This is a genomic window from Clostridium porci, assembly GCF_009696375.1.
GTDB lineage: Bacteria > Bacillota > Clostridia > Lachnospirales > Lachnospiraceae > Enterocloster > Enterocloster porci.
This window is the reverse complement of sequence record NZ_VUMD01000009.1, coordinates 138,490-151,387: the sequence shown is the minus strand read 5'-3', so window position 1 is coordinate 151,387 and position 12,898 is coordinate 138,490. Positions and strand designations below refer to the sequence as shown.

Sequence of the window (12,898 nt, the reverse complement as noted above, 5' to 3'; positions counted from 1 at the left end):
ACCTATCGGGTTATCAGTTGTTGCTCATCCCTGCCGAGATAAGCCCGACGCTTTTAGCATCACATGGCCATAAGTCTATGAAGTATTACCCTCATAGCGTGATGTTTGTGCGTCAACGTGTCGCACCCAAAATGTTCTCGATTTCCGGGGAGGAAAGGAGGTCTTTCACGTTCTGGGTGGCACCTGTCGGGACGCCGCCCCATTTACGAAATCGCTTCCAAATCTCGCAGGAAAAGGCCGCCGTCTGTTCCTCCCGCAAAAGCAAATGGAACTCGTCACAAAAGAACCACGTCGCCTTGCCCTGGCTGCGGTTTTGCGTCACGCGGCCCCAAATCTGGTCTTGGACAATCAGCATACCGATTTTCTTTAGCTGTTTGCCCAGCTCCTTGATGTCAAAGGCCACAATCCGGCTCTTAATATCCACGTTGGTACGGTGGTTAAAGACGTTCAGGGAGCCGGACACATACAGGTCAAGGGCCTGCGCCACCCGGTCGGCCTCCGGGATATGCTGGTCTAACAGGGCTTTATGGAGGTCGGAAAGAATCGGCATATTTTCCGGGCGGGGGTCTGCCAGATAGGGCCGGTAGATCACCTGCACGGCCCGGTCAATCACTGTCTTTTCAATGGCTTCCAGACCGTTCTTTCCGCCCATGACAAGCTCACAGAACGACAGCACAAAGTCGGATTTTAAGGCCAGCGGGCTTTCATCCTCGGAGTAATTCAGGTTGATGTCCAGCGGGTTCACATAGCTTTTGCTGGTGGGCGAGAGCTTCACCACTTGGCCGTGAAGCTGCTTGACAAGGGGGTAATACTCCGCCTCCGGGTCGCAGATATACACGTCGTCCGGCGTACAGAGGAACACGCTCAAAATCTCGGATTTACAGCTCATGGACTTGCCGCTGCCCGGCGTTCCCAGCTTCAAACCGTTGGGGCAGCGCGCCCGCTTCCTGTCCAGCATAATCATGTTGCCGGTCTTGGCATTGACGCCGTAATACATGGCGTCGCCGTCCTGAAAAAGCTCCTGCGTCACGAACGGGACGAACACGGCCACGCTGGAGGTCGTCAGGGAACGCTCGATCTTGATATGGCTGGCCCCCAAAGGGAGGCTGCTCATAAGGCCCTGCTCCTGCTGGTAGTCCAGCCGGACAAGGGAACAGTTGTATTTCTGCGCCACGCCTGCGGCCCAAAATACATCGTTGTCCAGCTTTTGCCGGGTGCCGGCGGTGTTCATCACCAGAAAGGTGAGCTGGAACATCCGTTCATTCCGGCTCTGCAAGGTCTTTAGCAGCTCCTTGGCGTCCTGTCCGTAGGTGGCAAGGTCGCTGGGGAGTATATCCATGTCGTAACCGCTGCGGACAGCCCTCTTTTGCTCCTGAATCTTCATGGCGTCCAGGTCGGTAATCTTGCGCTTCACCGTCTTGATGGCCTCGCTCTGGTCGATGGCCTGCACATGGAGGTTCACCACAATGCCGTTTTCCGTATTGAGGAAGTCAGCCAGCATTTCGTCCGACAGCTCCGGGGACAGGATGTTTAAGAAGCTGACAGCCCCGTACTTGCCCCCCAGCCCGAACATTCGGGCGTTCCCGAAACGGAACGACGACGGGGCGATAAAATCCTTGGTGGAGAGGCCGGAGGAAGCCAGCCACTTCCAATCGAAGGAAAACGGCTCCCCGTCCGGGTGGAACATGCGGTGCATGACTTCCAGCCGGGCCGTTGCGTCCAGCCCCCACGCCACGGCCCCCATGCTCTTGAAATAGCCCAACAGGTCGGTTTCAATGCGGTGCAGTCTGGCACGGGCCAGTTTGAGGTTATCGGCCTCAATGGTGTAGGTGAGAAACTTCCGCTTTACCAGTCCATTGTTCCCGCTGACGAGCTGGTCTTTTAAGATGGCGGAATACTCCGTGCGGATGTCGTCAAAATCATCCCCCTGCGCCCGGATTTCAAGGCTCTTGGCGTACTGCCTGGGGTCGATCTTGTGGTTGAGAAAGGAAAACTGGATGTGGATGGAGGCATCCAGATAGTTGTAAAGGTCGCATAGGCTTTCAAAGATGCCCGCCTTGGTGTCCGCCTGGGCAAGCTGATAGCTGATGTCTGAAAACTCGATGCACTTGGAAAACCTGCGGGGCGTCAGACGGCAAACCCCATCTGGATACATGGCCTCGTAGGGAATACTCTCCTGTGCGGAGTGGGGCTTGCCGTCGCCCTTATACCTGCGGATGACGGCCTGAATCTCTTTCTTTTCGGCGCGGGTGAGCTTGACCGGCGCTTTTGCGCTCGTTTCGTTCTTTTGCTTTTTGAACAATGGCATTTACCTCCTGTTCCATCTGAAATTGCCGCACAAGGGCGGTGTAAGCGTTGTTGGTCTGGTAGGGCCGTTCCTTGGGCTGGATAAAGCAGCACTCCAGGATTTGGCGCACCACCACTTCCAGGGGCTGCCCGTGGCGCTCATACAGTGCCAGCAGAAAGCCCGGAAGCATGGCAAACACCATAAGGAGCGCCGCCGCACTGGTGGGGATGCGGCCCCGGATTAACAGGAAAAGCGGGATACCGACCAGCAGCGCACCGCCAAAACAAAGGAGCTGGCGTTTCGTCAGCCCGAATACCACCTTGGATTTCACCTTGGTAAAATCCTTGGGGACAGTGACATAAGCCAAATAAAATCACCTCGTTTCTCGTGCGGACAGGGAAAAATCGCTGTCCACTTCGTTGCCCCACACATCCCAGCCAGGAATTTTCTGTCTGGCAAACAGTTCTGCGCGGGGAAGGTCGCCCGCAAGCTCGATGATTTTCTCGCGGGTGATGTCGGGTTTCTTGCTGTGTTCCTCAATGGGGGAAATGATAAACTGATGGACGCTGCGGGAATAGCGTTTGGGGTTCCCCCGCTTGGCAAGCAGGCAGATTTCCGCATTTCCCCTTGTCCAGTGTCCCAGCCCGTAAAACCAGGTGGGGCTTTTCTTGTTCCGTTTCAGCCAGACAAAGGCCACGGTTTTGAAGGTGAAGCCCCACGCCTTGATCAGCCGCAGGGCTTCCGGCAGCATGGGGAACGTAGCCCACAAAAACAGCAGGCAGTCCTTGGTGGCCAGTGTTTCCACCGGCAGGGCACACAGCGCGTCGATTCCCATGGTGGGATAGTGGTTTTCCGCTGCCCCCTGTACCGTTTTCTGGTCATATCTCCACGGCGGGTCGGCGTAAATAATGTGATAGGTTTTCTTCTGCGATTCCTTGATAAGTTTTTTCCTCCTGCGTAAAAATTGTAAGGTCAGTGGGCGGTAAACACTGCTTTACTGATACTTCCCGTCTTGAACAGGCAGAAGCACAGCAGCACCGTGTAGCCCATGCAGCCCCAGATCGCACCGGAAATATCCTCCATCGTGCCGATGTCCTGAATCAGCACCGCATAGATGCCGACAACAACCATAATCAGGAACGCTTGGAAGCCCAGCGCCAACAGGGATTTCAAGTAGTTTTGGCCGATGCCCCGCCATTCGGCATTGCCCAGCGTGGCAAGAGGGATCGGCCCCAGCGCGGTCACAGCGTATATTTCAATCATTCTCCCGTAGGTAACAAGGAAAATGCAGATGGATAACGCGTGCATCGTCAGCCCCACAACCAGGGTCTGAAACCACAAGCCCAACAGAGGGCCGATGTCCATGGCTTCCAGCTTGGTTTCCAGATTCGGAATCAAGGTATCAAAGTCAATGCTGGTTTCCCCGATGATGACACCGGCGCTTTGGTTCACGACGGCCTGGGTGGCGTCAAAGACACCCATGACGATATTCCATGTGTTCGTCACAATAAGGATGGCAAAGGCGCTCTTAAACATCCAGCGGAAGAACAGGGACGTATCGAAGTCGTGCATGTTGTTCTTTTCCACGATCATTTCAATCAGCTCATAGCACATCACCAGGGCAAGAATGGCCGCCGCAATGGGGACAATGACCGTTTCGGATAGGGTTTGCAGCATGGAAAAAATGCCGCCGTTCCAGTCCTGCGGCGTGCTGCCCACATCCGACGCGATTTCCCCGACCTTGGTATTCACGGTACTGAAAAGGCCGGACAGGTTTCCTTTGATCCCGTCAATCAGGATGCCTTTGATCCATTCCCCGATTAAATCATCAATCATGTGCGTATCCCTCCTTTCCCGCTCCCTCCAAACAGCAGGAGGGCGCGGCGTATTGCTTGCAGATAAATAAAACGATTATCCCAGCAGCCCGGACAGCAGCGGGACGAGGGTCATGCCAATGAGGGCCACGCCTCCGCCCGCGACAAGCTGCTTGATTCCCTGGCTCTTGCTGGCGGGATTGTCGGCCCCGTATCCCTCCAACAGATTGACGCCGCCCCATACACAGAGCGCCCCGCCCAGGCCCACAACAATGGTCTGTAACGTATCCACTGCACTATTGAAAAATTCCATATATGCCTCACTTTCTGCCGGTTTCCGGCGAACAAATTTGATTGATTACAGGAAAAAAGCCGCTTCACTGGGCGGCTAAATCTTCGTCCGACAGGTCGATGTCGTAAAGGTCAAAGGGTTCATCCTCCGACACCACGCGCCGTTTTTTCCGGCGCAGGGACGACAAGTACCTGTCCACATCAAAGGTGTTCTGTTTGTCGGCATCCGAGAGGTATTTGTAGCGGGGGTGGCGTGTGATGTCGTATTTTTCACTGAAAAACGGCCTCACCCCGCGCACCTGCAAAATACACTTGCCTCCGTCCATGGTTGCGATTTCGTCCTGGCTCATCAGCTCTTTGCCACAAAGTCAAGTGATGAATTAAAAAAAGGAAACAACATTGAGAAATCTATCTTTGTATATTGCTTACCTATACTATTTAATTGTTTCTGAAATGAATTACATTGCTCAGTGTCTTGATTGTTCCAAACTGATTCATATCAATTTTTAACAATTCATATCAGTCTATATAAGTGTGTAGAAAAGTTCAAAACACTTATCTTGTTTAAGACAACCTAAATTTTTGTAAAAATACAAGATAACAATTATTAACAAAAAATATCTTGATAAGGCTCCGTTTTTTAAATATAATTTTATTAAAAGCATATGAGTAAGCGATAGAGAATCTCTATCTTAAACTGTCGGAATGGTTTTAATGACAACACTGAAAGAGGTTATGAATGATATGATAGAAGAAAAATCAAAAATTATGGTGGTAGATGATGATCATGAAATCCGGGAGGTTATTTCAGTTTTATTGTCCAATGAGGATTTTGATATAATTGAGGCAGAATCCGGTGAAGAAGCTTTAAAATTGTTGGCTGCCAATATCGATTTAATCATTTTGGATGTTATGATGCCAGGGATGTCCGGCTATCAGGTTAGTAGAATGATTCGAGATCGGTCAAATGTGCCAATTTTATTTCTAACTGCGAGAACTCAAAATTCTGATCTTGTATTAGGGTACTCCTCTGGTGGAGATGACTATTTAGCAAAACCATTTTCTTATCCGGAATTGATTGCACGAGTTAAGGGATTGCTACGGAGGTATACTGTTTATCAAGGAAAACAAATCCCAAAACGAAAATCAGAATATATTGAATGGAATGGCTTACGTGTAGATTGCTGTCGCAATATGGCATGGAAATATGGGAAGGAATTAGAACTTACCTCAACAGAATATCGTATATTACGATTATTATTGGCTCATCCAAAGCAAATATTTTCAGCTCAAAATATCTATGAAAGTGTCTGGGAAAAACCATTTTTCTCTACTGATAACAACTCTGTTATGGTGTTTATTCGGAAATTAAGAGATAAAATTGAAGACGATTCCCGACATCCTATCCATCTCGTAACTGTTTGGGGAAAGGGGTACCGTATTGAATAGAAAGCTCAAACTTGTTTCCCAACGATTGGGAATAAAAATGTTAGCTATTGCGGCTTTTGCACTTATTTGTGCATGGTTAGGACATTATTTGCTATCTGATGTGATTGCGGAATGGTTTTTTTATAATTCAAAGTTTGATGCTTATTGGGAAGCAAAAAGTGATGCTGCTGTACAAGACTTTCAAAAGTATGTAACTAATCACAATCTTTCGACACAGAATGCATTGACTGACACGGAATGGAATAAGCAAAATTCTGATATTTTTTTGTTCACAGAGCCGGAACACCTGTATGAAGAAAAAATAGCATCCACAGAATTTGAAGATGAAGACAAATACGAAATCATATACTGCTCGGATGGCGTTATCTACGCTACATCTTACTCACCGGGAAATTCTTACTTTTTTTGGTGGAATACTGCTGGTTTGTTATTTGGATTTTTTCTTTTCCTGGGAATTCTTATACCTTTTAACGCTTATACCATACATCGAATCAACAAACTTTATCAGCAAGTATTACTTTCTTCTCAATCTGGAAGGAATTGTAGTATTAAAATTGGAGGAAGAGATGAAATAGCAAAACTCGGAAATGAAATTGAATTTATGAGAATATCGTTACTATCCTTATTAGAAAATGAGGAAAAAATGAGATCTGAAAGAGAGCAAATGGTCGCATCACTTTCTCATGACCTTCGTACTCCTCTAACTAAACTTACCGGGTACTTAGAAATAATGATTCATAAAAAAGATTTAACAGAAGCAGAGCATAAACTCTACCTTACAAAAGCCATCGAAAAGGCATATCATATGAAAATTTTGACAGATGAATTGTTTCATAAATTTGTGACAGAAACAGAAAATAGGTTTGAGTATCCAAACGAACTAATTGACGGAGGAGAATTTCTAAACCAACTATTGTATGAGGAATGTACTGAACTGGAATCTGAAGGATTCTTGGTAAAACAAATTCCGATGTTTAATTCTGGGTATTTTTGCCGTTTACATATAGGAGATATTCGAAGATCATTTGATAATATTTTTTCTAACTTGCGGAAATATGCAGACCCTAAGATTCCAATTGTTATCACAGAAAAAGAACAACAGAATCAAATTTGCGTCATGATTGAAAACTATAAAAGTAAGCAACCTTTGAAGACAGCAAGCCATAAAATAGGTTTAATGACTATTCAGACATTAGTAGAACAGAATGGTGGTTCAGTAAATATAGAGCATGATATTACTAAATTTTCTATTGAAATTCTTCTACCAGTTATGCAAGTACCTGATTGTAATAGCGATATTTAATTGGGATCAATTACATGTATATGATTAAAAATAAGAATTATTAAGGATTTGATGTGCCAGAAAATAAGAAATGAGATTTATACTATCCTCATGTTAGATTGATTCGATCAACATAAGTATCTAAACAAATATGAGGAGGTATATTTCAATGAAAAAATTAGCAAATCAAATCATGAGTTTTATCCTGGTCTTAACAATGGTATTTGCAACGGGTACTACAGCTTTTGCCGCAGAGCAAAATAGTACATTGTACAAAATACAACAGCTTGTACAAAAAGCGGAATCAGAAAGAGAACGGTACGGTGAAGCCACAGATGAAACCGCTAAACAGTTACAGGTTGCCCTTGAAGCTTTGGGGGTGGAAACTGGTTCATATTCAGGGACTCAGCCGGTTGTCTTAGAGGATGTGATCGCTACTAGAGGCTATGGACAAACACATGATTTAGGAAAGGGTTGGACATATAGAGTTGATAGACCGTCTTCTGACAATGCTAAGCCCCATGTACATGTAGATAATAATAGCAAAAATATTCATGGTGTAGAAAACGTAGATGGAACACCAAGTCATGGGAAAACTCTTGACGGTTCGAAAGTTCCTAAAGATGTCCAGAAGAAAGTTAAAGATTCAAAAGATTATAAAAAAGGACAAAAAGATTTGAAAAAGATGCAGGAAGCGAAAAGAGAGATACACCGCAGAAAATTGAATTTGTCTGTGAATAAAGACCTGCTGATTGCAGCCGGTATTTTTGTCACAGCTGTAGGCGTTGCCTTTGTAGCACCTGAATTTCTTCCTGCATTGTTAGCCGCTGTTTAACATTTGCAGGAGTGTGGTGAAATGGTAAATTATATATTTAAATTAGAATTCAACTATAAGGATACGATTTTTTTTTCTATCCAAAATGAAGAACGAGATGTAGCTCTTATTGTGTTTGAAGATTGTTGTCGTAAAGGAGAATTGCTTAAAGATTTCCCTTTTCTGTGTCCACAGTACTATTCTTCCGAAGAAGAATGGGACGATGATCGCAATTTGATAACAGCAAGTGTTTATGCTCTAATTGAAGAAGAGTATCCGCCAGAAATGCAAGATGATATAGAATATCTTGTTGAATCCATGATAGAATATAAACCTGCTGTAAATCATAAAGTGCAGTTTTTTAATAATCCGACGGTTAGAAAATATTACAGTGAACGAACAGAAAATAGAATGCAATTTATTAATTATGTATTGTCCTTATGTGAAAATAAAGAGACAGTATCCTTAAATGAAGATGACTTCAATCACCTAACACAATATAAAGCTAAACGTGACAATTAACTCAAAAGACCCACCCGATTATCTTAATTTCAGGTGGGTCTTTTGGGTTTTCGTAAAATCGTATTAATAAAGCTACAAGATAGATATTCGATCAGCTGACTGGGAAGAAGAAGCTACCAACTTATCCAGAAACATTATAATTTGTATGAGACTCTGAGATATCATTTTCTACTATACTACTGATAATTTACTGACAAACAAATTATGAATATATCTATTGCAATTTTACAAAAAGAAAAGCCTCATCCCTCGCTGATTGAGAGATGAGGCGAAATGATTATGCTGTAATCTCCGGGATTTCTCCGACAAAGTTATAAACGATTCTGACTTCCTGCACCTTCTGTCCGTCAATCTTCTTGACTTCGCCCACCAAAATTTTGCTGATGAGCCGGTTCAGCACCGCTTCATCCAGTTCTTCAATGGCTGCATAGCGCCGGATTTCTTTGATGAAGGTGCGGACTTCATTTTCCTGTTCGTCAGAGTGGCGCATCATCAACAGTAGGTCTTGCAGGCGCTTCTGGTTGGCTTCCTGCTCTTGTTCCAGTGTTGCTGTCAGCTTCATAAAACGCTGCTCAGTCAGGATTCCTTTTGCCTTATCGGTATATAGGCTCAGGAACATCTCATCAATTTCACGATTTCTGCTTTCCAGTCGTTGACATTCCTTCTGTGTCTGGGAGGCATCCAGAAGATACCGGCGCTCCATCCGGCTGCTCAGCCGCTGATAAAAAGCATCGGCATCTTTGAGCGCAGTCTTTGCCAGTTCCTGAATATCTTTCAGCACAAGGTTGTATAAATCTCTGGCTTCGATCTTGTGGCTGGTACAGGCGTTCTTGCCCAGCCTGTTGTAGGTCTGGCAGATATAATACGCCTTATCAATCGGTTCCCGCTGTTCGCCGGTAAAACGGTTCTTTCCGGTTCTGCCAACCTTTTCATACCGCACCTGCATGGACTTTCCGCAAGTCGCACAATAAATGATACCGTGGAACAGGTTATAAAAGGGGCAGGAGTTGCCCTTCATAATGGTTGGTCTGCGGTCAATGATTTCCTGCACCTGCTCCCATTCTTCCGGGGAGATGATTGCTTCATGGCAATCCTCGATAATTTCCCAGTCCTCACGAGGGATAATGTCATAGGTGTTGGAACGAATCCCTTTCTGATGTGTCCGGCAGACCAGATGTGCGCCCTTATAAAAGGGATTCCGCAGGATATGGCTGATTCTTGCACTTCCCCATGAATAGTAATTTACATCACATTCTGTGTTGCTTTTTACTCTGGTGATCGGGACTTTATCATCCATGAGCTGCTTTGCAATCCGCATACATCCCCAGCCATCCAGCGCCATATCATAGATTTTTCGGATTACCGGTGCTGTCTCAGGGTCACGGATCAAATGTCCCTTATCCTCCGGGTCACGCATCAAACCGAGGGGCGGCTGCCCACCACAAAACTTTCCCTGCCGGGAACGGGTCATACGCCCTGCCAGCACCTTTTTGGAAATATCCCGGCTGTACATATCGTTCAGGATATTCTTAAACGGCGTAATGTCCATTTCCTGACGGGTCAGGCTGTCCACTCCGTCTGTAATGGCAATATAGCGTACATTGTGTTTTGGGAAAAAGATTTCGATATAGCTGCCAGCTTCGATATAATTCCTGCCCAGTCTGGACAGGTCTTTGGTGATAACGCAGCCGATCTTTCCCGCCTCAATATCGGCAATCATACGCTGAAAAGAAGGGCGGTTGAAATTGCGGCCTGTATAACCGTCATCCACATAATACTCATACTGGAACATTCCGTTTTTTTCGGCAAAGTCCCGGAGCATAAGTTTCTGGTTGCTGATGCTCATGCTCTCATTATCGCCGCCATCCTCCAGAGAGATACGGCAATAAAGGGCTGTGATTTTCTGATTAACTTGTTTTTTCCTGCTCATAGTGTTCTCCTTCTATGAACAGGGACACGATACCATTATAATATCATGTCCCTGTCCATGATTCAACTGCTTTACGCCGCTTTCTGTGCCATTTCCCGATGCTCCAACCATTCCTCGAAGTGTTCGCAGGTCTGACGCTCGATCAGCTGCTCAAAGGCTTCTCGCATGGTTTTGTCCCCAGAAAACTCACGAACCACTACAAACTGGACTTTTTTATTCTGCTTCTTGTTTTTCTCCATAGGCTACCTCCATAGAATAGGGGATCAGACGGTGGCTGCGGCAACGAAGTCCGGCAACGGACATCAAAAAACCTGTAAACTATCGTCTGACCCTGATTTCTTACTTTTCAAATTTTCTTATAAAATCTCGTTGCTTTCGTTGCCGAAAACATAGATAGATCATAAAAAGCCTTTACTTGCGGGCTTTTTCTATATCAAAACCATAAATTTATCAGCAACGAACCCGGCAACCATCCCGGCAACAGACCGTCCTTGTCAGGCGATCCACTCCTGCGGAAGTTCCAGCTGACGGCATTCTTCTTCACTCAGTTCTACAAATCCACCTTCGTTGCTGGGTAGTTCGTTGCCGGAAGTGTCCCGTTCCCAGCCCTTTTGTCTGCCATATCCGGCAAACATCCGGGGATTGGAAAAAGGCTTCCAACCGGTCACAACCGTGTTCATGATCTCATTGATATTGTGGAGCTGCCACCGCTTCGGCTCATCAAAGGTATGTCCTAGCGCCTCCTTGAACAGCTGTTTTGAGCAGACCATGTTTCCGGTGTAGTGTTCCAGAAATCCCTGTATCTGTCCGGCTTCGGTGTCCTCCGGCATGAAGTCTTTCTGCACCTCCACCAGTTGACGCTGGATGGACTTGCTGAATTTCATGGAATATTTGCCGCTGTGGTAAATGCTCATAGCTTCTGCCCATACCTGCAACAGATACGCTCTGGAAGCGTCCTCGTCCTCCAAAATGTGAACCTCTGCATTCTCCGGGTAAATCATGATTGGGAGAAAGCGCCGGTTCCCGGCTCGATCCAGCGGCAGAAAGTCCAGCGTATTCGAGGAACCACCGAACACACACTGCCGAAGCCGGTCTTTAGGCTGAGATTCATAAGGTGTCCGGTAGGTTTCCTTCTGTCGGCTAATAAAGGAACGGATTTCTTCAATGCTCTTTGCGCTGCTGGTGGCAAGCATCTCTGACATCTCAATGATCCAGTGACCTTGTAGCTTTTGGAATACCCGGTCGTCATCCAACTTCTTCAGGTCATCAGAGAACCATTCGTCCCGGATCGCCAGCAGTCGGAAGAAGGTGGACTTCCCGGCACCCTGACCGCCCACCAAACAAAGCATTTCCTCATATTTGGAACCGGGACGGAATACCCGGCGTATAGCACCCAGCAGGAAATGTTTCAGCATTTCTTCCACATAGTCACTTTCATCAGCACCAAGAAAATGGTGCAGACAGGATCGGATGCGTGGTGTACCGTCCCAGACAAGGCTGTTCAGCACATCCTGAATTGGATGGTAACAATTTTCGTTTGCTACGATAGAAAGGGCAGCCGTGATCTTTTTCTCACTGGTCAGCTCATAGTTTCTCTCAAAATAGAGGAGAAGATATTTCACATCAGTATCCGTCAGAGCGCTGGTATTCCTGCGCCAGCCCAAGTCCTGTACAATGTCTACCCGGTCTGTCAGGAGATTAAGCCGGATGGCATCCCGCAGGAGTGGATCGCAGCAGAACACAATCCGGCAGTTGTCGATGGTGTTGGCTGTTTTTCCCTTGTCGGTAACAGAAAGGCTCTGCCGCACCTCATCAACGCTCTGTTCCGGCGCTATGGCTTCGGCTGCGCTCATCACAGCCTGCTGGGTGGCTGGCGATAAACTCTGATATTCGCTGTTCAATTTTCCTCACCTCTTTTCCATACTCAGCAACTACAAAAGCTCGTTCTTCTATGCTGTCAGACAAAAGAAGATCCAACAGATATTCGATATATGGCTGCCTGTGCAGAGCCTCCACAAACAAAGGATTCCAGTCATCCTCCGGTTGTTTGGGCGCATATTCTTCTTTCCATCGTTCCAGCAAACGCAGGTAGTCGCACAGCACCCGAAAGCATTTCTGCTCTGCCTGCCGGTATCGCATTTCCTCGCTGATTTTTCTTTTGATTACTCTCTTTTGTGGCGGATCGTGGCCTTTGCGGTCAAAGCTGATTGAGAAGTCCTCTGCCAGCTTTAAGGCAGCTTCTTTACTGCTTAGTCCAAAAAGACGGGAAGTGAAATCAATCACATCTCCATCTGCCTGACAGGCAAAACAATGGAACCGTCTGTCCACCTTCATGCTGGGATGCCTGTCATCGTGAAACGGGCAACGAGCCATCCCGTTGCGTCCTACTGAAATTCCATAAACCAAAGCAGCCTGCCTTGTGGTAACAGACTGTTTTACTGCTTCAAATACATTCGTTTCTTCCACCTCCAAACAATGCAAAAGGCATCCGGTTTCCATAGAAAATCAG

Annotated in this window: 12 protein-coding genes and 2 pseudogenes; 4 read left to right on the top strand and 10 right to left on the bottom strand. The window is 46.4% G+C overall.

The features are described 5' to 3' along the window. Positions 1–127: 127 nt before the first annotated feature. The 6 genes and pseudogenes from FYJ39_RS12035 to FYJ39_RS12010 all read right to left on the bottom strand — a co-directional run. Positions 128–2,308, bottom strand: a pseudogene (locus FYJ39_RS12035) (VirB4-like conjugal transfer ATPase, CD1110 family); the annotation flags it as partial. Continuing rightward, a complete protein-coding gene (locus tag FYJ39_RS12030) occupies positions 2,205–2,654 on the bottom strand; it encodes a PrgI family protein (RefSeq protein WP_154472695.1) in 450 nt (149 codons plus the stop codon). The gene FYJ39_RS12030 and the pseudogene FYJ39_RS12035, both read right to left, overlap by 104 nt. A 6-nt stretch (positions 2,655–2,660) precedes the next feature. Further along, the gene (locus FYJ39_RS12025; RefSeq protein ID WP_456236686.1) at positions 2,661–3,197 is read right to left on the bottom strand and encodes an MT-A70 family methyltransferase; all 537 of its coding nucleotides are present in this window, start codon (positions 3,195–3,197) and stop codon (positions 2,661–2,663) included. A 62-nt stretch (positions 3,198–3,259) separates the two neighbouring features. Then, on the bottom strand, positions 3,260–4,123 hold the full coding sequence (locus FYJ39_RS12020; RefSeq protein WP_154472693.1) for a VirB6/TrbL-like conjugal transfer protein, CD1112 family: 864 nt from the start codon (positions 4,121–4,123) through the stop codon (positions 3,260–3,262). Positions 4,124–4,198: 75 nt separating this feature from the next. Beyond that, a complete protein-coding gene (locus tag FYJ39_RS12015; protein WP_002566673.1) occupies positions 4,199–4,414 on the bottom strand; it encodes a Maff2 family mobile element protein in 216 nt (71 codons plus the stop codon). A 64-nt stretch (positions 4,415–4,478) separates the two neighbouring features. Further along, a pseudogene (locus FYJ39_RS12010) lies at positions 4,479–4,754 on the bottom strand (VirD4-like conjugal transfer protein, CD1115 family); the annotation flags it as partial. 382 nt (positions 4,755–5,136) lie between these two features. Between FYJ39_RS12010 and FYJ39_RS12005 the strand changes: the two are divergent. The 4 genes from FYJ39_RS12005 to FYJ39_RS11990 all read left to right on the top strand — a co-directional run bounded on the left by FYJ39_RS12005 (position 5,137) and on the right by FYJ39_RS11990 (position 8,459). Next, entirely contained in the window at positions 5,137–5,841 is a 705-nt protein-coding gene (locus tag FYJ39_RS12005; RefSeq protein ID WP_235919817.1) for a response regulator transcription factor, read from the top strand. Continuing rightward, a complete protein-coding gene (locus FYJ39_RS12000) occupies positions 5,834–7,144 on the top strand; it encodes a sensor histidine kinase (RefSeq protein WP_154472691.1) in 1,311 nt (436 codons plus the stop codon). The genes FYJ39_RS12005 and FYJ39_RS12000 overlap by 8 nt, the downstream gene beginning before the upstream one ends. A gap of 148 nt (positions 7,145–7,292) precedes the next feature. Next, positions 7,293–7,958, top strand: a complete 666-nt coding sequence (locus FYJ39_RS11995) for a hypothetical protein (RefSeq protein ID WP_154472690.1) — start codon at positions 7,293–7,295, stop codon at positions 7,956–7,958. A gap of 21 nt (positions 7,959–7,979) precedes the next feature. Further along, positions 7,980–8,459, top strand: a complete 480-nt coding sequence (locus FYJ39_RS11990) for a hypothetical protein (RefSeq protein WP_007491796.1) — start codon at positions 7,980–7,982, stop codon at positions 8,457–8,459. 277 nt (positions 8,460–8,736) lie between these two features. On the opposite strand, the gene FYJ39_RS11985 is transcribed toward FYJ39_RS11990, so the two are convergent. The 4 genes from FYJ39_RS11985 to FYJ39_RS11975 all read right to left on the bottom strand — a co-directional run bounded on the left by FYJ39_RS11985 (position 8,737) and on the right by FYJ39_RS11975 (position 12,888). Continuing rightward, positions 8,737–10,389 (bottom strand): recombinase family protein, encoded by a 1,653-nt coding sequence (locus FYJ39_RS11985; RefSeq protein WP_154472689.1) that lies wholly within the window; start codon positions 10,387–10,389, stop codon positions 8,737–8,739. 71 nt (positions 10,390–10,460) lie between these two features. Continuing rightward, on the bottom strand, positions 10,461–10,628 hold the full coding sequence (locus tag FYJ39_RS20510; protein WP_002594253.1) for a hypothetical protein: 168 nt from the start codon (positions 10,626–10,628) through the stop codon (positions 10,461–10,463). A 255-nt stretch (positions 10,629–10,883) separates the two neighbouring features. Next, positions 10,884–12,242 carry a virulence-associated E family protein gene (locus FYJ39_RS11980; protein ID WP_025489030.1) on the bottom strand — a complete coding sequence of 453 codons (1,359 nt, stop codon included), beginning with the start codon at positions 12,240–12,242 and terminating at the stop codon, positions 10,884–10,886. Then, a complete protein-coding gene (locus tag FYJ39_RS11975; protein ID WP_154472688.1) occupies positions 12,202–12,888 on the bottom strand; it encodes a CHC2 zinc finger domain-containing protein in 687 nt (228 codons plus the stop codon). The genes FYJ39_RS11980 and FYJ39_RS11975 overlap by 41 nt, the downstream gene beginning before the upstream one ends. Positions 12,889–12,898: the final 10 nt, after the last annotated feature.